General features: G+C 63.1%; 15 protein-coding genes. 8 read left to right on the top strand and 7 right to left on the bottom strand.

What is annotated here, in order from left to right; translation table 11 throughout:
- The first annotated feature begins 15 nt into the window (after positions 1-15).
- Genes FJ430_RS30230 through FJ430_RS30200 form a run of 7 tightly spaced genes read left to right on the top strand, consistent with a single transcriptional unit; the run spans position 16 to position 6,580 of the window.
- A complete protein-coding gene (locus FJ430_RS30230; protein ID WP_140706027.1) occupies positions 16-1,401 on the top strand; it encodes a CpaF family protein in 1,386 nt (461 codons plus the stop codon).
- Complete coding sequence (locus tag FJ430_RS30225; RefSeq protein ID WP_140706024.1) at positions 1,401-2,372, top strand: type II secretion system F family protein; 972 nt, start codon at positions 1,401-1,403, stop codon at positions 2,370-2,372. The genes FJ430_RS30230 and FJ430_RS30225 overlap by 1 nt, the downstream gene beginning before the upstream one ends.
- A gap of 15 nt (positions 2,373-2,387) precedes the next feature.
- Positions 2,388-3,338, top strand: coding sequence for a type II secretion system F family protein (locus FJ430_RS30220; protein ID WP_140706022.1), 951 nt, complete (start codon positions 2,388-2,390; stop codon positions 3,336-3,338).
- Positions 3,339-3,389: 51 nt separating this feature from the next.
- On the top strand, positions 3,390-3,935 hold the full coding sequence (locus tag FJ430_RS30215; protein ID WP_140706020.1) for a tetratricopeptide repeat protein: 546 nt from the start codon (positions 3,390-3,392) through the stop codon (positions 3,933-3,935).
- Complete coding sequence (locus tag FJ430_RS30210) at positions 3,932-4,477, top strand: prepilin peptidase (protein WP_140706018.1); 546 nt, start codon at positions 3,932-3,934, stop codon at positions 4,475-4,477. Before FJ430_RS30215 ends, FJ430_RS30210 begins: the two co-directional genes overlap by 4 nt.
- A 41-nt stretch (positions 4,478-4,518) precedes the next feature.
- A complete protein-coding gene (locus tag FJ430_RS30205) occupies positions 4,519-5,496 on the top strand; it encodes a phosphatase PAP2 family protein (RefSeq protein ID WP_140706016.1) in 978 nt (325 codons plus the stop codon).
- 37 nt (positions 5,497-5,533) lie between these two features.
- The gene (locus FJ430_RS30200; protein WP_181175392.1) at positions 5,534-6,580 is read left to right on the top strand and encodes a phosphatase PAP2 family protein; all 1,047 of its coding nucleotides are present in this window, start codon (positions 5,534-5,536) and stop codon (positions 6,578-6,580) included.
- An 18-nt stretch (positions 6,581-6,598) separates the two neighbouring features.
- Here FJ430_RS30200 and FJ430_RS30195 read toward each other — a convergent pair whose 3' ends face one another.
- The 4 genes from FJ430_RS30195 to FJ430_RS30180 all read right to left on the bottom strand — a co-directional run bounded on the left by FJ430_RS30195 (position 6,599) and on the right by FJ430_RS30180 (position 17,825).
- A complete protein-coding gene (locus FJ430_RS30195; protein ID WP_140706012.1) occupies positions 6,599-7,831 on the bottom strand; it encodes an ABC transporter substrate-binding protein in 1,233 nt (410 codons plus the stop codon).
- A 230-nt stretch (positions 7,832-8,061) separates the two neighbouring features.
- The gene (locus tag FJ430_RS30190; RefSeq protein WP_181175390.1) at positions 8,062-8,766 is read right to left on the bottom strand and encodes a lytic transglycosylase domain-containing protein; all 705 of its coding nucleotides are present in this window, start codon (positions 8,764-8,766) and stop codon (positions 8,062-8,064) included.
- Between the two features lie 182 nt (positions 8,767-8,948).
- On the bottom strand, positions 8,949-9,317 hold the full coding sequence (locus tag FJ430_RS30185) for a hypothetical protein (protein WP_140706010.1): 369 nt from the start codon (positions 9,315-9,317) through the stop codon (positions 8,949-8,951).
- A 72-nt stretch (positions 9,318-9,389) separates the two neighbouring features.
- On the bottom strand, positions 9,390-17,825 hold the full coding sequence (locus FJ430_RS30180) for a DUF5801 repeats-in-toxin domain-containing protein (RefSeq protein WP_226891982.1): 8,436 nt from the start codon (positions 17,823-17,825) through the stop codon (positions 9,390-9,392).
- A gap of 323 nt (positions 17,826-18,148) precedes the next feature.
- On the opposite strand from FJ430_RS30180, the gene FJ430_RS30175 reads away from it, so the two are divergent.
- Entirely contained in the window at positions 18,149-19,099 is a 951-nt protein-coding gene (locus FJ430_RS30175; RefSeq protein WP_140710026.1) for a transglutaminase-like cysteine peptidase, read from the top strand.
- Positions 19,100-19,185: 86 nt separating this feature from the next.
- Here FJ430_RS30175 and FJ430_RS30170 read toward each other — a convergent pair whose 3' ends face one another.
- From FJ430_RS30170 to FJ430_RS30160, 3 genes are read right to left on the bottom strand one after another with little or no spacing between them, the layout of a single operon-like run.
- A complete protein-coding gene (locus tag FJ430_RS30170) occupies positions 19,186-19,827 on the bottom strand; it encodes a ribbon-helix-helix domain-containing protein (protein ID WP_140710024.1) in 642 nt (213 codons plus the stop codon).
- Complete coding sequence (locus tag FJ430_RS30165; protein ID WP_140710022.1) at positions 19,817-21,106, bottom strand: HlyD family type I secretion periplasmic adaptor subunit; 1,290 nt, start codon at positions 21,104-21,106, stop codon at positions 19,817-19,819. Before FJ430_RS30165 ends, FJ430_RS30170 begins: the two co-directional genes overlap by 11 nt.
- 15 nt (positions 21,107-21,121) lie before the next feature.
- Positions 21,122-23,254: a type I secretion system permease/ATPase gene (locus FJ430_RS30160; protein WP_140710020.1), complete on the bottom strand. Its 2,133-nt coding sequence runs from the start codon at positions 23,252-23,254 to the stop codon at positions 21,122-21,124.
- Positions 23,255-23,258: the final 4 nt, after the last annotated feature.

The raw sequence follows: 23,258 nt of genomic DNA, 5'->3' as shown, positions 1-23,258 counted from the left end.
AAAGGGGCGGGCGGCATGTTGGGTCGCTTCATCAAAGGGCCGGGTGAGCAGCGGGCGCCGCAAGCGGTGTCGACGGTTTCGGCGGAGAATGGATCGGCTCCGCCCATGACGGCGGATGCCGAGCCGCAAGGTCTCGACTTCCTGACCTTGAAGGTCGAGCTGCATCGCCATCTCATCGATCGTTTTAACCTGACGGCGCTGGAAAGCGCATCCAAGGATGAAATCCTGAACGAGATCCGGCCGATCGTGCGCGAGTTCGTTCGCGGCCGCAACGTGCCTTTGAATGCCCGCGAGCTCGATCAGCTGACCAGCGACACTGCCGACGAGATGCTGGGCCTCGGTCCGATCGAACCTCTGCTCAAGGACGACTCGATCACCGACATCATGATCAACACACATGAGCGCGTCTTCATAGAGCGTCGCGGCATGATCGAGCAGACCTCGATCCGTTTTCGCGACGAGGCGCATCTGCTGCGCATCATCAACAAGATCGTCTCGAACATCGGCCGTCGCGTCGATGAATCCTCGCCGATGGCGGATGCGCGCCTCGATGACGGCTCGCGCGTTAACATCGCCGTGCGGCCGGTATCGGTCGATGGCCCGCTGGTGTCGATCCGCAAATTCTCGAAGAACCCTTATTCGCTCGAACGCCTGATGGCATTCAATTCGATCCGCCAGCCTATGATCGACATGCTGCGGATCGCGGTGCAGGCGCGCAAGTCGATCCTGGTTTCAGGCGGCACCGGCAGCGGCAAGACGACGCTGCTCAACGCATTGTCGAGCTACATCCCGGCAAAGGAGCGTCTGGTCACCATCGAGGACGCGGCAGAATTGCAATTGCAGCAGCCGCATGTTGGCCGGCTGGAGACGCGCCCACCCAATGTCGAGGGCAAGGGCGAGATCCGCCAGCGCGAGTTGGTCAAGAACGCGCTGCGCATGCGCCCCGACCGCATCATCGTCGGCGAGGTGCGCGGCGAGGAAGCCTTCGACATGCTGCAGGCCATGAACACCGGCCACGAAGGCTCGATGACCACAATCCATGCCAACACGCCGCGCGACGCCATTTCGCGGCTGGAACAGATGGTCGGCATGGCCGGGTTGCCGATGACGCACGAATCCATTCGAGCGCAGATTGCCTCCGCCATCGACATCATCGTGCAGACGCAGCGGCTTGCGGACGGCGGCCGGCGCGTCGTCTCCATCGCGGAAATCACCGGCATGGAAGGCAATGTCGTCCAGTTGCAGGAAATCTATCACTTCGTCAGGCGCGACGTCGCCGCCGACGGATCGATCATCGGCGATTTCCGCGCCACCGGCGTGCGCCCGCGCTTTGCCCCTGAGGCCGCCACGCAGGGCCTTCACTTCGCCAAGGACGCCTTCAATCCGCAGGTACCTATGTGATGCTGACGGGACAGGCGCTGCTTTACTTCATCTACGCGGTCGCGGCGGGCTCCGTCATTCTTGCCGGCGAAGCCTTCTATCTATCGTTCGCCGGTCGGCGGTCACGCGCCATGGCGATCAACCACAGGCTGCGCCGCTTGGCCGACGAGGCTCCTGCCGAAAAGACTTTGCAAAATTTGCTGCGCGAACGCGGCCTGACCGATTCAGGGGACTTCATCTCTGGCTTTGTCTGGCTGAACCGGCTTTATACCCAGTCCGGCATTACCGGAAATCCGCTGACTTTCGCGTCGAGCTTTCTTCTTGCAGGCCTGGCACTGGCCTTGCTGCTTTCGTTCCTCATCCGATTGGCTGCTCCGGCTGCCTTCATCATCTTTCTGCTTGTTGCCTTCGCGCTGCCGCTGCTCGTTCTGCGGCGAGCCCGCGGGAAGAGAATACAGAAATTCGCCAAGCAATTGCCCGACGCTCTCGACATGATTGTCCGTTCATTGCGCGCCGGTCATCCAGCCTCTGTTGCCATAGGCTTGGTCGCCCGTGAAATGCCGGATCCCCTGGGAACGGAATTTGGCATCGTCGCCGACGAAATCACCTTTGGGCTGAGCATCGAGCAGGCGATAAGGAAGCTGTCGGAACGTGTAGGCTTCGAGGGACTGCATCTGCTGTCGGTATCACTGTCGATCCAGGCCAAGACAGGCGGCAACCTCACCGAGATTCTTGCCAATCTCTCATCGGTGCTTCGGGAACGGCAAAAGCTGCGAATGAAGATCAGGGCGCTGTCGGCCGAAGGTCGCGTTTCGGCATGGATCATCTCGTTGCTTCCGGTTGTGATGTTCCTGGTCCTGCAACTGATAGCGCCGTCATACTACGGAAAAGTCTGGGGCGATCCGATGATATTGCCCGTATTCCTGATCTTCGGGATCTGGGCGCTTCTGGGTGACTTCATCATGTACCGCATGGTCACTTTCGATTTCTAGGAGTGAGCTATAAACCTGCTTTCCAACACCAATGACCTGACGTTTCTGGTCTCCCTCGCCGTTTTCGCGGCGGCTGTGGCCCTATTCCTGTTCGCCGCATTGGTGTTCTTGCCGGCATTGCAGACGCGGAGGCTGGTCACCGATAGCCTGTTAGGCGACAGTGTTGTCGACCGTCGCTCGATATTGGGACAGGACCGGCTTGCCAAGATCGCTGCGCAAATGCCGGTCGATGCCTATTTCAAGTCGATCGAAAAGGAACGCACGGAGCCGAACGCGCTGGAGGCAAAGCTCTTTCGTGCCGGCTTTTATCAATCCAGCGCGCCTCTGATCTATACGCTTTGCCGGCTCGGCGCCGTCGGCATAGGCTTCCTGGCCATGTATGCGCTTCTCTCGCGCGTGCTGCCATCGCGGCTGCCTGAGTTCTTGCCCTTTGCTGGGTCAGCCTTGTTTGGCCTGGCCTGCATTGTCATTCCCAGCATCATGCTCGACCGCTTCGAGAACGCACAGAAGCAGGTTTACCGTCGCTCCTTTCCCGATTTCATGGACATGATGATCACATGCGCCGATGCCGGCATGAGCCTGGAAGCGGCAGTCGAGCGCGTCAGCCAGGAAATGGCGGGCACCCACAAATGGCTGGGCATCCAACTCTCGATCATGAATCTGCAACTGCGGGCCGGTAAGCCATTGCGCGAGGCATTGCGTGAACTCGCCGATCGCATCGGACTGGACGAAGCGAAGGCCTTGGCTGTGCTGTTCCGGCAATCGGAAGAGCTGGGCACCAGTCTCACCGACGCCCTGCGCGTTTACAGCGCCGAGATGCGCGATCAGCGGATTCTGCAAGCGGAAGAACGTGCCAATTCCTTGCCCGTCAAGATGATGATCCCGCTGGGGCTCTGCATCTTTCCAGTGGTGATGTTGGTGATCATGTTGCCGGTCATCATTCGCATGAGAGGCATTTTCTTCTAAGTTGTCGTATGATTAGGTTCTAAACAGAGTCGGGGACTCGTGGGACACACAATGACAAAGCGCCTCGCAGTCGCGGCCAGCCTGCTGCTGATCTTCTTAGCAGGTTGCCAGACGCACGACTCCACGGGCGGCGTCGTGCGCACCAACGAGCCGGCCAAAGGCGACTACACGGCCTTTGGCGATACTTTCGATGGGCTGAAAACGATCAGCGATGTCGACTACTACGCATCGGACCAGGCAGTTGCCGAGGCCAAGACGCAGTTCCGGTCCGAAAATTACGGCAATGCCGGCGCTTTGTTCTACAAGGCGACCAGGCTCGCACCGAATGACGGCGTCGCCTGGCTGGGTCTTGCCGCATCCTGTGACCGCATCCGGCGCTTCGATCTGGCCGACATGGCCTACGGCCGGGCCTACCGGCTGCTCGGCGCGACGCCGGAGTACTACAACAATCTCGGCTATTCCTATCTGCTGCGCGGCAAACTGCAGGAAGCGCGCAGCAACTTCCTCAAGGCCTATGAACTGGCGCCTAACGACCCGACGGTTGCCAACAATCTGAAGCTGCTGTCCTCCAGCGTGCGAAATATAGAGCGGTCATGACCGTTTTGCTGGCCGCTTCGCTCGTGTTCAAGGGGCTGGCTATCCTGCTGCTCGGTAGAATCGCTTGGACCGACTTCAGCACGCAGAGGATATCCAACCGTGACGTGCTGCTGCTGCTCTGCCTAGGACTTGGCGCCCTGCAGTTCCAGGCATTGCAAACTCACTCATGGCTGGAAATGGGAATCAGCGCGTTCGGCGGCGCTGCGCTGTTCCTTGCGCTTTTTCCGTTCTGGCTTTTGCGCAAGGTCGGCGCCGGCGACGTCAAGCTGATGAGCGTTGCGCCGCTTCTGATTGGCGGAAGCAACCTCTTCGTGTTTGCCGTGTTGCTGCTGGTTTTCGCGATCGGCACGACCGCTTTGGTCAAGAATCCTTTCCTGATGCCGGCCGGCATGTTCCGCCATTATGTGCAGCATATGGACCGCAAGGGTGTCGTGCCGTTTGGCGTGCCGATATCCGCAGCTGCCATCTGCACGTTAGCCCTGAAAATGTACCACGCTATTGTGGTGGCAAGCAGTTCCGGGATTTTGGAGCAGCTCAATTAACGCTGCTTAAGTTCGCTGCATGAGCCAAACGGTGAATCGGGATGAAACAGTCAGTGTCCCATCGCTACGTGGCAGTCATTGTTTTCGTGACGGCGATCTTTGTGGCAGCCGATCTCGTCATGCTTCCACGATCAGATGTGACATTCAGCCCGTCCAACTGGCTCTATCTGTTGAAAGCCGTGCCTCTGGTGGCGTTCTTCTTTGCGGCCGCGCGGATCGTGGAAATGCGGCGGCCCAAGTTCCCGCGCGCCATGCAAACCTTTTTGGTGCGCACTGTCGGCTCCATGGAGACCACGGGTACCTTTCTTATGCTCTTCATCCCGCTTTCAGTGGCGAGTTTCCTGTTTATGTATCTCGCGGCGAACACAACGCGTCCGCTGATGGACGCCTACCTGGCTTCGTTTGATGCCGCGGTCGGCTTCAACTGGATCCGAGCTGTCGAGCTTGCCAACATGGTGCCATCGGTGGCGGCCGTAATGGTCTTCTGCTACGCCGCCCTTACCTACCAGGTTCCAATAGCCTTCCTGGTGCATTCGATCGGGGGTGGGCGTGAGCGGATGCTGGAATTGGTGGCCCTGATTGCGGTTTCGGGCCTCATGACAGGCGCTCTGATGCTGGCTGTGCCCGCCGCGGGCGCATATTCCTTCCATGCACCCGATCGCGGTATTTTCAGCCATTTTACCGGCGTCGGAGGTCTCGCTCATCTTTCGACCCTCGCGCAACTGCGTGGTTCGACGCCATTCACATTTGCGATTGGCAACACGATAGGGCTTACCAGCTTTCCTTCCTTTCACACCGCGCTCGGCATCATCATCGCCTACAATTTGCGGCGCTCGATCCTGTTTTTGCCGGTGGCCGCGGTCAATGTGATTATGATCCTCGCCACGGTCCCGGAAGGCGGCCACCATTTTGCGGATGTGCTCGCCGGAGCGGCGATCGCTTTGGTTTCCATTACCGCCATGCGCGCCGTAAGCGCCGGGCCGGTGGCCGAAGTCAGACAACGCCTCGTGTCGAGTTAGCGTCAGCCATGCCATTTAATGGTACAGAGTTATGCGGATGATCGGACTTGCAAATGGCTGTTCGGCAACCTGGCACGCCAACCGGATATTCTTCCTGACAGTGGCGGCCTACGCGCTAGCGGTAGTCTTTGCTGCGAGCCATTGGGACATTCCACTCAACCTTCGAATCTACAGCAGGCCGTTCTTGTTGTTCGGATTCGGTGTTACGGTCATACTCTTCGTCGTCATTGCCACGCGCGTCATGCTTGAACGGCCGGCGCGGCTATTTCCCACCCTAGGTCGTCGTCTGAGGGGATATGATGTCGTCAACCGACTTATCGTCGGTGTACCGGTCGCCTTGACCTTGCCCGTCTTCTTTTCCCTTTTTACCAGTATGAAGAACGGCCTTAGCAGGATAGTACCCTTCTATGCCGATACGACAATTGTCGCCCTCGATAGGGCGATCCATGGCGGCCAGGACGCCTGGAGGGTACTGCACCCTGTGCTTGGTGCTGGACCGCTGACTTTTGCCTTGAACTTTCTCTACAATGTTTGGTTCGCGGTGATGTTCGTTGTGCTTTTTTGTGTCACCTTCTCGACAGGTGATGAGCGCCTTCGTTCGCGGTATCTTGTGGCGTTTGTCCTGACCTGCGTGCTTTTGGGGAACGCAGCAGCCACCGTTTTTGCATCGGTCGGACCGGCCTTCGTGATGCCCTTCTATGGTAATGATACGTTCTTCCCACTGATGAATTATCTTCAAGCGACAAACGCCGTCTATCCCGTCTGGGCCGTGGACACGCAAAGAATGCTTCTCGCATATGCCGCCCTCGATGGCCCACGCCCGGGCAGCGGTATCTCGGCGTTTCCGTCAATACATGTCGCCGTGGCCATGCTGAACGCGATTTATCTTTGGCGGTTCAGTTCCTTGCTGCGTTGGCTCAGCGTCGCCTTTTTGATCGCAATTGAGCTGGGGTCTGTGCATTTGGCTTGGCACTATGCCGTTGATGGCTACGCTTCCATGTTGGCGACACCAGTCATCTGGATATTCGCTGGATGGCTGTCCGGCTTGCGCCGGTGGCCTGTCGCAGCAACTGCTGTAAGTTAGATTGCCGCAGTATCCCCCTCAAAACCCCGCCGTCGATTTCTCCACCAGCTTCAGCTGGCCCTTCTCCACCCTGAAAAACGGCATCGACCTTTGGCTCGAGCCGTCGCTGCGGAAGCGGAACAGGCCGGTCGAGCCGCGGAAGCCGGTCGTGTTCTCCAGCACCTGCTTGCTGAAGCCGTCCGGGCCGGCCGAGCTTGCTATGCCCGCGCTCAGCGCCACCATGTCGTAGGCATAGGCCACGTTGACGTCCGGCTGGTACTTGTAGGTCGCCTTGAAGCGGTCGGCGATCGGCCCGGTCTCGCCCTCGTCGAGCGTCGCGATATAGGCGCCCTCATAGAGCGGATCCATCGGTCGCTCGAGCCAGCGGTCGGTGCCGACGAGCGTCACCGCCTTGCCGGGAATGCCTTTTGCCTTCAGCGCGGCGAGCACGGCGATAGGGCTGCCGTCGCCACAGGCGACGACCACGGCGTCGGGCGCCTCGACCAGCGAGCCCATGTCGGACACCACCTTGGCGCCGCCATCCGTCGCCGAATAGGGCAACGTCACCGCAAGCGTGGCGCCATAGATGCTGAGCGCGTTGGCGACACGGGATTCGATGGGGCTCGAATCCGCGCCCGAAGGCACCATCAGCACGAATTTCCTGGCGCCCTTGCCGGCGATCGCCGCCGCGCCCGCGGCGGCGCTGTCGGCTTCGCTGAGCCTTACCGAATAGACGCCGGGGCCGCCGGCGAAATTGTCGGCCAACGCCAGCACCGGCGGCCGCTTCGAGCCGGAGAGCTTGGCAAGGTGCTGCGCCGCCGCGAGCTCGGACGGTCCGATGACGACCTTCGCCGTGCCCGACGTGATCGCCTTCACCGCGAGGTCCTTGGCGTAGCCGCTGTCGCCGCGGGTATCCTCGATCGTCAGCGTCAAAAGCTTGTCGCCGAGATCGGCCATCGCCAGCCGCGCGCCGTCATACATTTTCCGGCCGTTCTCGCCCGTGCTGCCGGGGGCCGAAAGCGGCAGCAGCATGGCCACCTTGGTCGGTCCCGCGCCGAGCGTCAGCTGGGCCTTGGCGGCGGCCGCCGAGGTCGGACCGCCCGAGGTCGCGCTGGCCAAGGTTTGACCGCTTGCCTGCTGGGCGGGCGCCGCCGGAGTGCCAGCCTGGCCCGCGGGTGCCGCAATCGCCGCTGGATCGAGCACATCCGACGCGCCGCTCTTGGACTGGCATCCGCACAGCGCCGCGACGAGCCCGAGAGCGATCGCCCCCAATGCATGTCGCCCAAAAGTGGTCCCGGTTTTGGGGAGACGACATGCATCTGACAAAGACCTGAAGCGCGCCGCAACGATCCGCTTCGGCGCGGCGCGCTTCAGGTCCGGATCGTGCCGCTCAAGTTTCATGATGCTTCCATCCATGTGCCGCCAGGTATTTGCCCCGGTCTGTCTTCAACCGACCTTACCGTCTTGCTTGCTTGGCCGTCCCGTGATTCTTGCGTCATGGTTTAGCCATCGAAGAGCCGCGCTCTCAGCGCCTGTATCGCCCTTGCTTGCGCCGGGCTGCGATATTCGGCGCATCTCATGTAGCGCGGCCCGGGCACGAACGATCGGCGCACGCAGACGCGTTTCTCCTGGCCGGTGACCGCGCCGTCCATGGAAGCGTCGGAGAAGCCGATCGTCGAGACGTCGGAGAATCCGATCGTCGCCACCGGCAGCGGCCCGGCCACATCGAGGCCTTCCCGCGCCAGGATCGCGCGTGCGCGCCGGCAGTAGTTGACCGAGCGGACCGAGAAGCGGGTTTCCCCGTGTCCGGCCCGGTATTTCATCACGGTGGTGCAAAGATCGCCCGCGGAGAGCCTGTTTGCCTGCGCCAGATATCTGACGCCGAGCGCGATGTTGGTGGCGGGCTCGCCAAGCTCGTCGAGCGAACCGCGAAAGCCGAGCATCCGCGCCGTTGCCGGCATGACCTGCATCAGGCCGACTTCGCCATCGGCGCCGCGCACACCAGGATCGAAGCCGCTTTCGATCTCCATCACCGCATGCGCCAGCACCGGCTCGAGGCCGTAGAGCGACGCCTGGCAGGTCGCGAATGCCTTGAATGTCTCGCGGGTCCGCTCCGGCGGCGCAGCGCAGTGCGCCGGCCGCGCCCCCGGCGGCTGCGGCCGTTCCAGCCAGTTGGCGTGGACAGATGTTTGACCGAGACCAAGCAAGGCGACCGCTAAAGCAATTCCAGGAAAAGTGCGTAGCGGTTTTCCGTTCGGAATTGCGTCAAAACAAGGAGATAGATCGTTTCGCCGTTTCCGTGAAACGATGAAACGATCCAGCGCGATCGCCTTGACGGGCTTTCCGTCAGCCGCCATCGCAGCCAGCCGGCGTCCGCTTGCCCGTCAGCTCAATGCATGTATTCGACCATGCGGTCGTGGAAGCACTCGCATTTGTTGAGCGTGTCTTCGTCCTTGTAGTTCGTCTTGAGGTAGCCATAGGCCATGCCGCAGGCGACCTTGGCTTCCGAAGCCCAGACGAAGGCGGGACGCGACGAGTTGATCCATTCCGGGCTCTTGGCGACGGCGACCGATTCGTCCATCAGCTTCACCACATGGTCCTTGAGCTCGACCATGTTGTCGGTCAGCACCAGGTCCGATGTGCCGACGGTGCGGCAATAATTCACCGCCGGCTCGCCGATGATGTCGGCGGTGAACCCCGTCGACCCAGCCAGCAGCAGCGCCGCGGCCGAAGCCAGAAATCTTACGGAATGTCTCATGTAAGCCCCTCTTCGAATTGCGAATTCAAGCGTTGCTAATGCTTAGCATGGAAGCGTGGCCACGCATAAGTGCTAAATCGTGGCCGTATGCTGTTGATGGTTCGAGTCGTCATAGAGAATGTTGATCGTGCCGGCGGCAGGCGTGTTCGTCAGTTGCGCCACGTCCACGAAAGTTGCGCCGCCGGCCGCGCCGTTGGTGTCGACGCTCAGCGTCTTCGTGCCGGCGTCATAGTGCACGTAGTCGGCGATGTTGCCTCCCGGCGCGGTCTCGAACAGCGACGATAGGTCGATCTTGTCGCCTTCGGCACCCTTGTAGTCGGTGATGAGATCCTTGATGTCGAGGTGGTCGAGCCTGAACGTGTCGGCGCCGGTGCCGCCCGTCAGCGTGTCCTGCCCAGCACCGCCGACGAGCAGGTCGTTGCCGGCCCCGCCATTGAGCGTATCGTTGCCGGCGCCGCCGACTAGCGTGTCGTTGCCGCCCGCTCCACTCAAATTGTCGACTCCGCCTCCGCCATACAGCATGTTCCCGACATCGTTGCCGGTGATGGTGTCGTCGAAAGCAGACCCGATGATATCGGGCGCCGCCGCCGTCGACGTGTAGATATGCGAAGCGCCGGCGGCGTCCGCCGAGTGATCCGCAATCGGGTTCCCGCTCAGCGTCACGCCGATCAGACTTGTCGCCAGGTCACCGTCCGCGTCCACGATCTGGATCGGCAGATTGAAGTTGACGGGGTTGGTGCTCTGAACGGCTGCGCCGAACCCGGTGATGGCGAAGTCGTCGCCGCTCGTGTTCAACAATTCCAGGCTGTTGTAGCCGTCGGCCGTGAACGTTGAGACGGAAACATGGTCGTCCATTATACCTGTTATCTGAGCGGCATAATGAACTGCGGCGGTGGGATCCACATCGACGAAGTGAACCGTGTAGGTTCTGTCCGTCAGCCCACCCGGACTGCCAACCGTGTATGTCGTTGCGTTGGTGCCGATGGTCGCGAAATCGACGATCTGCGTCTGCCCGTCATACGCGATCGCGACCGACGTGACCGAATCGAGTGCACCGTCCCCAACGACCTTGTTGTTGTCGGTACCCGTCGTGGCGTTGTCGTCCTTGGCCGTGATTTGAAGCACGGTGTTGGTGTTTCCGTCGCCAAAGGTGAAGGTGGCGCCGTTGGCGGTATAGTGATTGTCGAACACGTGGTCGCGGTTGGCGACGACGCCATAGCCGCCGGATCCCATCGTGTTGCCGGTCAAATCCTGGACGAAGTCGACCCGGATGCCTTCGCCCGCGCCGATGTTCTGCCCGCCGGCGCCACCGCCGACACCGAAGGAGTTCGCGTTGCCGTTGATGGTCGTGCCGGTGCCGAAAGGCGTGAAAAGCACGTCCTGCGAATTATCGTCGACCGGGGTGCCGGAGTTCTTCTGACCGGTGGGTACGAAGCCGGCCCAGGCGCCGTTGCCGCCGTCGAAATCATACGAGCCGTTGGAGAAAGTCACCTGCGTCAGGCTGTCGACCGTTCCGTTCATGGCCACAGTATAGTTGGCGTTCTGGGCGTCGAGCGAGACCGTGAACACCGCCACCCCGTTGGCATTTCCATACAGGGTATGACCGTCCGCGGACACGTCGTAGATGATGTGGGCGCCGCCCGAAGTCAGGCCGCTGTCCGCGCCATCGAGAGACGCCGCGAAAATCGCCGTGCCGGCGCCGTCCGCCCCGTAGTTGTTGGTCAGCATGTGGTCTGCGTCGAGGGCAAACGTGGCCGAATGACCTGCACCGTTCGCCAACACGGCATAGTCAGGCGCGACTGCTGTCGGGCCGTCGTCGAGGAAGGTGACGGCGCCGCCGATGTTGATGGCGCCGGTGGAGGCGGTGTCGCCATCGGCGTCCGTCACCGTCGCCGTCACGGCGATCTTGCCGTCAAGGTTGAGTGCGTCGTTGTAGGCGGCCGGGCCGCCATCGATCAGGTGTTCGAGCGCGACGTTCTGCACCACCGTCAGCTTGCCATCCGCGCCGATCGACACCGTGAAGGCGGTGTGCGTGCCGCCATCGTTGTACTGGCCCTCGATCGTGTTGCCGACCTGCACCAGCGTGATGGGATGGTCGCCCTGCGCCGTTGCAAGTCCGGAGGTCGCGTTCGTCACCGACAGCGCATAGCCCGTCGAGCCGGCGCCGTCGGCGCCGTAGTTCGAGGTCAGCGTCACGATCGCCGCAGCGCTCGTGGCCGTCATGATCGCCGGGTTCAGCACGCCGTCCGTCGTCGGGCCGTTGCTGGTCTCGTCGAGCGTCACCGAGCTGCCGACCACCGCGTTCGAGATCGTGGGGCCGTCGTCGAGGAAGGTGACGGCGCCGCCGATGTTGATGGCGCCGGTGGAGGCGGTGTCGCCATCGGCGTCCGTCACCGTCGCCGTCACGGCGATCTTGCCGTCAAGGTTGAGTGCGTCGTTGTAGGCGGCCGGGCCGCCATCGATCAGGTGTTCGAGCGCGACGTTCTGCACCACCGTCAGCTTGCCATCCGCGCCGATCGACACCGTGAAGGCGGTGTGCGTGCCGCCATCGTTGTACTGGCCCTCGATCGTGTTGCCGACCTGCACCAGCGTGATGGGATGGTCGCCCTGCGCCGTTGCAAGTCCGGAGGTCGCGTTCGTCACCGACAGCGCATAGCCCGTCGAGCCGGCGCCGTCGGCGCCGTAGTTCGAGGTCAGCGTCACGATCGCCGCAGCGCTCGTGGCCGTCATGATCGCCGGGTTCAGCACGCCGTCCGTCGTCGGGCCGTTGCTGGTCTCGTCGAGCGTCACCGAGCTGCCGACCACCGCGTTCGAGATCGTGGGGCCGTCGTCGAGGAAGGTGACGGCGCCGCCGATGTTGATGGCGCCGGTGGAGGCGGTGTCGCCATCGGCGTCCGTCACCGTCGCCGTCACGGCGATCTTGCCGTCAAGGTTGAGTGCGTCGTTGTAGGCGGCCGGGCCGCCATCGATCAGGTGTTCGAGCGCGACGTTCTGCACCACCGTCAGCTTGCCATCCGCGCCGATCGACACCGTGAAGGCGGTGTGCGTGCCGCCATCGTTGTACTGGCCCTCGATCGTGTTGCCGACCTGCACCAGCGTGATGGGATGGTCGCCCTGCGCCGTTGCAAGTCCGGAGGTCGCGTTCGTCACCGACAGCGCATAGCCCGTCGAGCCGGCGCCGTCGGCGCCGTAGTTCGAGGTCAGCGTCACGATCGCCGCAGCGCTCGTGGCCGTCATGATCGCCGGGTTCAGCACGCCGTCCGTCGTCGGGCCGTTGCTGGTCTCGTCGAGCGTCACCGAGCTGCCGACCACCGCGTTCGAGATCGTGGGGCCGTCGTCGAGGAAGGTGACGGCGCCGCCGATGTTGATGGCGCCGGTGGAGGCGGTGTCGCCATCGGCGTCCGTCACCGTCGCCGTCACGGCGATCTTGCCGTCAAGGTTGAGTGCGTCGTTGTAGGCGGCCGGGCCGCCATCGATCAGGTGTTCGAGCGCGACGTTCTGCACCACCGTCAGCTTGCCATCCGCGCCGATCGACACCGTGAAGGCGGTGTGCGTGCCGCCATCGTTGTACTGGCCCTCGATCGTGTTGCCGACCTGCACCAGCGTGATGGGATGGTCGCCCTGCGCCGTTGCAAGTCCGGAGGTCGCGTTCGTCACCGACAGCGCATAGCCCGTCGAGCCGGCGCCGTCGGCGCCGTAGTTCGAGGTCAGCGTCACGATCGCCGCAGCGCTCGTGGCCGTCATGATCGCCGGGTTCAGCACGCCGTCCGTCGTCGGGCCGTTGCTGGTCTCGTCGAGCGTCACCGAGCTGCCGACCACCGCGTTCGAGATCGTGGGGCCGTCGTCGAGGAAGGTGACGGCGCCGCCGATGTTGATGGCGCCGGTGGAGGCGGTGTCGCCATCGGCGTCCGTCACCGTCGCCGTCACGGCGATCTTGCCGTCAAGGTTGAGTGCGTCGTTGTAGGCGGCCGGGCCGCCATCGATCAGGTGTTCGAGCGCGACGTTCTGCACCACCGTCAGCTTGCCATCCGCGCCGATCGACACCGTGAAGGCGGTGTGCGTGCCGCCATCGTTGTACTGGCCCTCGATCGTGTTGCCGACCTGCACCAGCGTGATGGGATGGTCGCCCTGCGCCGTTGCAAGTCCGGAGGTCGCGTTCGTCACCGACAGCGCATAGCCCGTCGAGCCGGCGCCGTCGGCGCCGTAGTTCGAGGTCAGCGTCACGATCGCCGCAGCGCTCGTGGCCGTCATGATCGCCGGGTTCAGCACGCCGTCCGTCGTCGGGCCGTTGCTGGTCTCGTCGAGCGTCACCGAGCTGCCGACCACCGCGTTCGAGATCGTGGGGCCGTCGTCGAGGAAGGTGACGGCGCCGCCGATGTTGATGGCGCCGGTGGAGGCGGTGTCGCCATCGGCGTCCGTCACCGTCGCCGTCACGGCGATCTTGCCGTCAAGGTTGAGTGCGTCGTTGTAGGCGGCCGGGCCGCCATCGATCAGGTGTTCGAGCGCGACGTTCTGCACCACCGTCAGCTTGCCATCCGCGCCGATCGACACCGTGAAGGCGGTGTGCGTGCCGCCATCGTTGTACTGGCCCTCGATCGTGTTGCCGACCTGCACCAGCGTGATGGGATGGTCGCCCTGCGCCGTTGCAAGTCCGGAGGTCGCGTTCGTCACCGACAGCGCATAGCCCGTCGAGCCGGCGCCGTCGGCGCCGTAGTTCGAGGTCAGCGTCACGATCGCCGCAGCGCTCGTGGCCGTCATGATCGCCGGGTTCAGCACGCCGTCCGTCGTCGGGCCGTTGCTGGTCTCGTCGAGCGTCACCGAGCTGCCGACCACCGCGTTCGAGATCGTGGGGCCGTCGTCGAGGAAGGTGACGGCGCCGCCGATGTTGATGGCGCCGGTGGAGGCGGTGTCGCCATCGGCGTCCGTCACCGTCGCCGTCACGGCGATCTTGCCGTCAAGGTTGAGTGCGTCGTTGTAGGCGGCCGGGCCGCCATCGATCAGGTGTTCGAGCGCGACGTTCTGCACCACCGTCAGCTTGCCATCCGCGCCGATCGACACCGTGAAGGCGGTGTGCGTGCCGCCATCGTTGTACTGGCCCTCGATCGTGTTGCCGACCTGCACCAGCGTGATGGGATGGTCGCCCTGCGCCGTTGCAAGTCCGGAGGTCGCGTTCGTCACCGACAGCGCATAGCCCGTCGAGCCGGCGCCGTCGGCGCCGTAGTTCGAGGTCAGCGTCACGATCGCCGCAGCGCTCGTGGCCGTCATGATCGCCGGGTTCAGCACGCCGTCCGTCGTCGGGCCGTTGCTGGTCTCGTCGAGCGTCACCGAGCTGCCGACCACCGCGTTCGAGATCGTGGGGCCGTCGTCGAGGAAGGTGACGGCGCCGCCGATGTTGATGGCGCCGGTGGAGGCGGTGTCGCCATCGGCGTCCGTCACCGTCGCCGTCACGGCGATCTTGCCGTCAAGGTTGAGTGCGTCGTTGTAGGCGGCCGGGCCGCCATCGATCAGGTGTTCGAGCGCGACGTTCTGCACCACCGTCAGCTTGCCATCCGCGCCGATCGACACCGTGAAGGCGGTGTGCGTGCCGCCATCGTTGTACTGGCCCTCGATCGTGTTGCCGACCTGCACCAGCGTGATGGGATGGTCGCCCTGCGCCGTTGCAAGTCCGGAGGTCGCGTTCGTCACCGACAGCGCATAGCCCGTCGAGCCGGCGCCGTCGGCGCCGTAGTTCGAGGTCAGCGTCACGATCGCCGCAGCGCTCGTGGCCGTCATGATCGCCGGGTTCAGCACGCCGTCCGTCGTCGGGCCGTTGCTGGTCTCGTCGAGCGTCACCGAGCTGCCGACCACCGCGTTCGAGATCGTGGGAACGTCGTCCGTGATATTGATCGTGATGGTCGACGTGGACGTGTTGCCAAGCCCATCGGTTACCGTGAACGTGAACACGTCCTGTCCGGGCTGCACATTGGCGCCGTCGTTACCCGTCGGGACATTCGCTTCCGGCGACGTCAACGTATAGGTGTAGGTGCCATCCGCGTTGACGTGCAGGATGCCGTACGTGCCATTGATGTTCGTACCGACATTGCCGGTCACATCGCTGCCCACATCGCCGGCCTGAACACCGGTCACGGTCGCCCCGTCGGGATCCGAGAAGGTCAGCGTACCGGTGGTGGTCTCCGAGCCGTCGCCGGCATGCGAGCCGTCCACCGTCCCGGGGCCGAGGTCGCCGACCGGCGGCGTCGTATCGATGCCCGCCTCGTTGACCGCCGCAACCTCCGCCACCACACGCGGCTGGCTGCCGGTCACCTCGATCGTCAGCGTCGCCGGCGAGGTATCGCCGTCGCCGTCGGTAATCGTGTAGTTGAAGACGTCAGTGCCGGTGGGCGTGTTCGGGTTGGCCTGATAGCTGTATTCGCCATTGGCGAAGACCGTCAGCACGCCATGGGTGCCCGTCACCGTCGTCACGCCGGCATTGGTCACCGCGTTCGTCCAGGTGATCGACGCGATGCCGTCCGCGCCCGCCGTGTCGGCCGCGCCGAGACCATGGGTGCTTGTCCCTGTCTCGACATTGCCGGTCACCGTCTCGCCCGACTGCGCCGCGTCCGTGTCGGCCTTGGCCGTCGGCACGTCATTGACGATGTCGATGGTGAGCGTCGTGGAAGCGGGGTCGCCGTCGGAATCGACCACCTTGACGGCAAAGTCGTCATGCGTGCCGTTGCCCGGGGTGCTATCCAGCAGCGTGTAGGAATAGGTGTAGCCGGTCGCCGGCGTGCCGGTGATGGTCAGGTCGCCATACTGGCCGTGCACCAGAATGCCACCGGCTGCGTTGGTCACCTCGATCTGGGTGTTGTCCTTGTCGGTCACGTAGAGGTGGCCGATCGTGTCGCCGCCGGTGGTGATAGCCAGCGCGCCGGTCGTGGTCTCGCTGGTGTCGCTGTTGTTGTTGGCGTCGTTGTCGGCGATTTCGCCCGAACCCGCAGGCAGGCCATCATGCGGCGGAAGGCCGGCCTCGCTCGCCGCGCTGTGGCCGTTCGCATCGGGATTCTGCGGCGTCACATCGATGGTGGGCGTCGAATCCGGCTTCAGATTGATCGTCACCGTCGCCACCGACGGGTCGCCGTCGCCATCGACGATCTGGTACTGGAACGTCACCGTGCCCTGTTCGCCGGCGGCCGGCGTGTAGGTGAAGGTGCCGTCATTGTGATAGGTGACCGTGCCGGAGCCCGTCAGCGAGTTCGCCACCAGGCTCACCTTCGTCGGGTCGGCGATGTTGACGCCGTCCGCGCCGGGCACGTCGTTGGCGAACACGTCCACCGTCACCGGTGCGTTCTCGGCTGCCTGCGTAGCCACATCATTATGGGCAGTCGGCACGTCATCGACGATCTGCACCGAAAGCGTGCCGGGGAGCGAGACGTCACCGTCACTGTCGGTGACTGTCACCGTAAAGTTGTCGAAGGTGGAATTGGTACCGGCGCCGTCCGGATGCTGCGCGCTATGCTCCAGCGTGTAGGTGTAGCTCACTTGGCCGGTGGCGGCGTCGTAGCCGTTGATGGTCAGCTTGCCGAGCGGCGTGGTGATGTTGATCGGCGTCGACGCGCTGTTGGCAAGCTCGGCGCCTGAGATATTCGTGCCGTTGATGTTCACCGAGCCGATGCCGTCGGGCGAGGTGATTGTGAAGTTGCCGCTGTTGATCTCGGACTGGTCGGTGTTGGCGGCGGGATCCTGCGCCTCGCCCGAGCCTTCCGACCCTGAGCTTGCCGGCAGGCCCTTCTCGTTGACGGTGGTGTCGCCGCCGCTGGTCGATGGCGTCAGGTCGAGGATCGCCGGCGTCGAGTCCGGCAGCAATCCCGGGAACAGCTCGCGATGTTCAGGCTGGCCGAACGCCAGGTCCGTCGGCGGCAGCAGCGACGTCAGGCCGAAGCCGTCGCCGATCCCACCTGCGGGATGTTCGAAATTTCCGCCCGCGCTGCCCGGCGAGCCGTTGCCGCCAGCCGAGATCGAGCCGTCGGCGCCGAAGGCGACATCGACATGGCTTGCCTCGAGCGCGGCGATCAGGGCCACGCGCGGCACCTCGACGTCGCCGAGGATGAAGGTCGGCACGTTCAGTGCGGCGTCCTTGATGACGATCTCGGATCCGTCGGGCTGCGTGAGGACGAGATCATGTCCGTCGACTTTGATGTTGTCGATCGACACGCTGGCCGGAAGCTTTACGATGTTGCCGGCCTCGACGTGATATTCATGCGGGATATTCCCTGCCGCTGCATTTGCCGCCGTTGCGGGAGCGTTGGAAGCAGGGGCCTTGGCATCGGCTGCCGGCTGGTTCGCGGCTGGCGTATTGGCCGTGCCCTGCGCCGGCGCGCCGCTGCCGACATCGACCGGTACCGGCTCGCTTGCAGCCTGGCCGGTGGTCGCCTGCGCGACCTGGACACCCGTGGAAATATGATTTTCACCAGCACTCGTGTGCTCGTCCCAGGAATTTGAAACGGCGTCGAATTCGATATTGGTTGTCATAGCTAAAGCCCCTCCGGCATTTCCCGGAAAGAGACATGTCAGGCCTGGACTTTGCAACAGACATTCAATCTATTTCATATACTCGAATATGTAGAGAATCGCATTTTTTACACTTGGTAAATCGCGATGATATATCTGGATATGCATGATCTTAAGGAAGGCGGGATTGACCGCGCCGCGCGCCTCCGTCTTGGTAAATGAAAGTATAAATTTGAATAAAATTTGACGCAAAACAGAATAGAGTGATTCGCGGAAATTTACCTACCTTCCTTTCCGATAATTTGAGACAAGATTGGTAGCGTCCACAGTCAAAGGTGGGCGTTATGAAAATACAAAAAGCAGCCCCGACGGGGATCAAGGTTCTCTTGCTGGCGATCGGCCTTGCCGGTTTGGCAAATCCATCGTCCGCCGGCGCGAATCCGGGCCCGGATCCGGTCCTGCAAAAGGTGCTTGCGCCGGCGAGCCTCGGCGGTGTTTCGCTGGCCCGGCCGCTGCCTTGGCGGGCGGCCACCGCTTACCGGATCGCGGAGGTTTCGGCAGGCTACGCGCCGGCAGCGGCTTACGCGGTTGAAGCGCGCTCGAGCGCCGAGGCCGATCCCGGCATCGACCCGATCCAGACCGCCGCGATCATCCCCGGCGTCTTCGGCTCCGTCGCTTTGTCGATGCGCAACTTTCCGGTCGCGGCGCGCTGGACTCCCGTCTACAAGGCCATCGTCGATTGCACCGCCGGCAGCGTCTGCGACCGCGAGAGCCCGGCTTTCGCCGAGATCATCAACATTGCCGCCGACAAGGGTTTTCGCGAGAAGCTCGCTTTCGTCAACAGCAGCATCAACCGCCTGATCGCCTATCGCAAGGACAGCGTCGTCTACGGCAAGCTCGACTATTGGGCGAAGCCTTCGGAAATCCTCGAACATGGCGCCGGCGATTGCGAGGATTTCGCCATACTCAAGATGGCGGCGCTGCTCAGGGCCGGCATCCCGGCGCAGAGCATGTCGCTCGTGGTGCTCCAGGATCGCCGCCGCAAGTTCTTCCACGCCGTCCTGTCGGTAAGCACGGGAAGCGGCGCCTTCATCCTCGACAGCCTCGGCAACGCCGTTCTTCGTGACAGCGATCTGCCCGATTATGTTCCGCTCTATTCGTTCAGCACGGATCGCGCCTGGATCCACGGGTCGAAGTCCGGCGCGCAGATCGCCGACATCGCAGGCGGCTTCGCGACGGTGGCGCCCGGTGAAGGCTCGCCGGAACCATCGGCGGCTTCGAGCCTGAGGCAGTAGACTGTAGCGGTCGACGTTCCACCAGGACGCAGAACCGCTCGATCCCGCCAGGGAAGCCGCGACGCGCCTTTGTTCCTGGAATTGTCCTACCCGTTGTAGACGAAAGCCATCAGCAGTTCCGGCTCGGTGACAGGCGCGCGCACGGCGCTGAGCTGGCCGCGATAGCGGCGCTCGCCCGCGCCGATGACGAAGCCGCTGGTGACCGGCGTTTCGCCATTGGCGTCGAGGCGGGCGAAGATGTCGGGAACGTTGAGGTCGAGCGCCAGCTTCAGGTCCTGGCGCCCGTCCTCGCCGGGCGCGCTCGGCAACTGACGCCTGACCAGTTGCTGGAACGGCGTGTTGAAGGCCAGGATCTTCTTCGACGAAGACAGCGCGAAGGCGGGCGAGGGGCAGGCGATCAGGATTGCGTTGATCGTGCGGATCGAAGCGAGCTTGCGCAATTCCATGCTTTCCTCGGCGAGGCCGCGCATGCAGGCGACACGGATCGCCGAGGTGAGATTGCCCTGGTCGGGATGGTGTTCGGCGATCTCCTCGACCAGCATGCCGATCGTGCATTTTCGGCTTTCGGCCATCTGCTTCAGCGACACCCAGAAGGCGCGCTCCAGCCGGATGCCGCGACGCACGCCGCCGCGCGCCACGACGCGGAATTCCGGGCCGAAATCCTCGGCCGCGAGCGCCGGCAGCAGCCGTTCGCGCGAAGTGTCCGGATGGATGGCGCTATCGCTCACTCATTGCCTCCTGACGCGCCTTGTTGATGGGCTTCAAAAGATAGTTGAGGATCGTCTTGCGTCCGGTCTTGATGTCGACCGAGCAGATCATACCGGGGATGATCGAATAGGTCTTGCCGTTCCTTGTCAGCGTCGACTTCTCGGTGGCGACCCGCACCTGGTAGTAGGGCTCGCCCGTCTTCTGGTCGACGAGGCTGTCGGCAGTGATGTTGGAGACCTTGCCCTCGATGCCGCCGAAGATCGAGAAATCATAGGCCGTGACCTTGATCAGCGCCTCCTGATTCGGCTGGATGAAGGCGACGTCACGCGGCGAAACCCTGGCCTCGACCAGCAGCGTTTCGGATGTCGGCACGATGCCGGCCACGACCGCGCCTGGCTGCACGAAGGCGCCGAGCGTGTTGACGTCGAGCGTGTTGACGATGCCGTCGACCGGTGAGCGGATGTCGGTGCGCGCCACCTTGTCGGTGGCGCCGCGGATGGTTTCGTCGACCACGGAAAGATCGGCGAGCGCCTGCGTCAGGTCGCTCAACGCCTCCTGCTGCAATTGCAGGCCCAATTCGTTCACCTGAAGCTGCGCCTCGGTGATAGCCGACTTGGTCTTCTTGATGGTCTCGCCGGCCAGGGTCAACTGCCCGTGAAGGTCGGTCTGTTCCCGCTCGACGCGGATCTGTTCGGTCTTGGCCATCAGGCCTTTCTTGACCATGGGTTCGACCAGCGCCGCTTCCTGGTCAGTGACGGCAAGGCTCTTGGATAGGCGGTCGGCGTTGGCGGTGGCCTCGTCGAGTTCCTTCTCGCGCTGGTCGAGGCGCGATTTGAGAACCGACAGCTTGACCTCGAAATTGTCGCGGCGCGCGACGAGCAGCTTTTGCTCGTTGTCGCAGATCTCCGGCGCGACCTTCTGGATTTCCACAGGGCAGGGAAACGACCCTTCGACACTGCCGCTCTGCTCGAACTGCAGCCTGGCGATGCGCGCCTGCAGCGCCCGCGCCTTGGCCTTCTCTTCGCCAAGGCTCGACGTGTTGCCCGAATTGTCGAGACGGATGATGAGGTCGTTCTTCTTGACGGTCTGGCCGATCTGGACGGCGATCTCCTGCACGACGCCGGCTTCGCTGGCCTGAATGATCTGCGTCTTCGAAGCGGGTATCACCTTGCCGTCGCCGCGTGCGATCTCATCCACCTCGGCGAATGACGCCCAGGCCGTGAAACACACGAACAGCGCTCCGACGATGTAGACGGACGCCGAGGCGAATAGGGGTGGCCGGTCTTCCCTTGCTAGCATGTCCATGCGTTCCGGTCAGGCATTTGCCTTCTGCAATGCCTGGATGACTTGTTCCTTCGGCCCGTCGGCGACGACGCGGCCCTGGTCGATGACGATGAGGCGGTCGGCAAGTTCCAGCATGCTGTAGCGATGGGTCGACACGATCAGCGTCGTGCTGCGGTCGAACGCCACCTTGAGCTGCTTGATCAACTGCCGTTCGGAAGCGAGATCCATCGAACCCGATGGCTCGTCGAGGAAGACGATCTTCGGCTTGGTCAAAAGCAGTCGCGCGATTGCCACCGCCTGCCTTTGTCCGCCCGAGAGACTGGTGCCCCGCTCGCCGACATTCATGTCGTAGCCGCGCGGATGCCGCGAGACGAAGTCGTCGACGCCGGCGGCCTTCGCCGCATCGATGATCTCCTCGTCGGTGGCTTCCGGCGCCGCCATCAAGAGGTTCTCCTTGATGGTTCCCGAAAACAGGTCGCCGGCCTGAGCGACGATGCCGACCGCGGCGCGGACCTCCGAGGGGTGGTATTGGCGGATGTCGATGCCGTCGAGCAGCAATTCCCCCGACGTCGGCAGGAAAAGCCGGCCGATCAGCCGGCCCATCGTGGTCTTGCCGGAACCGATGCGGCCGATGATGCCGACCCGCTCGCCGGGCCTGACCGCGATGTTGAGCCCGCTCAGAACCTCGTTTTCCGTGCCCGGATAGGCAAAGCCGACATTCTTGAAGACCAGCGCCCCGCTGCGGATCGGCCGATTGACGAAACCGACCGTATCGGGGCGGTCCTCTGGCTGCGACATGATCGTGTTGATGATCCTGAGCGACAGCATGGCCTGGCGGAACCGGGCAAGCGTGATGGCGATCTGGCCAAGCGGCGCCACGGCGCGGCCGGCCAGCATGACGGTGCCGATGATGGCGCCTGTCGAGACATGGCCTTCCGAGAACGCATAGGCGCCGCCAACCACCAGGGCGACCGTCACGAATTGCTGAATGGCGCCGGTGATGTTGCCCGCCGCCGCCGAGAGCTCCTTGATCTTCTCCGACGTGTTGGCCGCGTTCTTCGAGTGCTCGCCCCATTTGCGCAGCAGATAGGCTTCGGCGCGCAGCGACTTGATCGTTTCCAGCGTCGAAATGGATTCGACCAGCAGCGCCTGGCGTTGCGAGGCCTCGTTCATCGAGGCCGCGACCCGCTTGCCGATTCGCCGCTGCGTGATCAGCCCGACGATGACGGAGATGACGAAGGCCAACGCCGGTATGATCACCAGCCAGCCGCCGATGGCGTAAATGACAGCCAAGAAGACGAAGACGAAGATCGTATCGATGAAGACGCTGACCGTGTTCGAGGTGAAGAACTCGCGCACGAATTCGTATTGGGTGACGCGGTTTGCATATTCGCCCGTCGACCCGGGCCGCGCCGAAAGCGAGGAATTCAGCACTTTCTCGAACAGCAGATAGGAGATACGCAGGTCCGCCTTGCGGCCGGCATAGTCGATCAGCGACGCCCTGGCCGTTTTCAGAAGCAGGTCGAATAGGATCGCCGCGCCGATGCCGAGCGCCAGCACCCACAGCGTCGAGATCGCCTTGTTGGGCAGGATCCGGTCGTAGACGTTCATGGTGAAGATCGGCGAGGCGATCGCCAGCAGGTTGATGAACACCGCTGACAGCACCACTTTTGAATAGGTGCGCCAGAACGACCCCATGGTGCCGGTCAGCCAGTGGCGCCTTTCGATCCGGGCCGCGGTGCCGACCGTCATCTCCTCGGCCTGGTTGGCATAGGTGATCGAGAAGGATGTGCCGCCGCTGATGTAGCTTTCGGCGAGTTCCGACCTGGCGATCGTGGTGCGGCCGTTTTCCTGCGGCGCCGTCAGATATTGCCCGCCCTCCATTTCCGCCAGGAGGGCGACCGGCAATTGGCTGACGCGGAAGATGATGGCCGGAAGATCGAAGCGGCCACGCAGGAAATCGTGATGGCTGAAATCCTGGACCTCCAGGCCGATGCGCTCGGCCAAGTGGCGGATTTCGTCGGGCTCGATGCGCGTCTCCGAAATCGGCACGCCGGCGAACAGCACGGTTTCCGCGCTCGGCCTGCCGAGATAGGCAGCGACAGCGCAGAAGCAGGCTTTGAAAGCCTCCTTGGGCGACAGGATATTGGGTTGCTGGTTCACGATC

Origin of the sequence: Mesorhizobium sp. B2-8-5, assembly GCF_006440675.2 — a bacterium.
Taxonomy (GTDB): Bacteria; Pseudomonadota; Alphaproteobacteria; order Rhizobiales; family Rhizobiaceae; genus Mesorhizobium.
This window is presented reverse-complemented; position numbering and strand designations above follow the sequence as displayed.

Bases quoted from the DNA above. Each gene is read 5' to 3' on its own strand.
- FJ430_RS30180 (WP_226891982.1), bottom strand. From the start codon at position 17,825: ATGACAACCAATATCGAATTCGACGCCGTTTCAAATTCCTGGGACGAG.
- FJ430_RS30225 (WP_140706024.1), top strand. From the start codon at position 1,401: ATGCTGACGGGACAGGCGCTGCTTTACTTCATCTACGCGGTCGCGGCG.
- FJ430_RS30205 (WP_140706016.1), top strand. From the start codon at position 4,519: ATGAAACAGTCAGTGTCCCATCGCTACGTGGCAGTCATTGTTTTCGTG.
- FJ430_RS30185 (WP_140706010.1), bottom strand. From the start codon at position 9,317: ATGAGACATTCCGTAAGATTTCTGGCTTCGGCCGCGGCGCTGCTGCTG.
- FJ430_RS30210 (WP_140706018.1), top strand. From the start codon at position 3,932: ATGACCGTTTTGCTGGCCGCTTCGCTCGTGTTCAAGGGGCTGGCTATC.
- FJ430_RS30165 (WP_140710022.1), bottom strand. From the start codon at position 21,106: ATGCTAGCAAGGGAAGACCGGCCACCCCTATTCGCCTCGGCGTCCGTC.
- FJ430_RS30200 (WP_181175392.1), top strand. From the start codon at position 5,534: ATGATCGGACTTGCAAATGGCTGTTCGGCAACCTGGCACGCCAACCGG.
- FJ430_RS30230 (WP_140706027.1), top strand. From the start codon at position 16: ATGTTGGGTCGCTTCATCAAAGGGCCGGGTGAGCAGCGGGCGCCGCAA.
- FJ430_RS30215 (WP_140706020.1), top strand. From the start codon at position 3,390: ATGACAAAGCGCCTCGCAGTCGCGGCCAGCCTGCTGCTGATCTTCTTA.
- FJ430_RS30175 (WP_140710026.1), top strand. From the start codon at position 18,149: ATGAAAATACAAAAAGCAGCCCCGACGGGGATCAAGGTTCTCTTGCTG.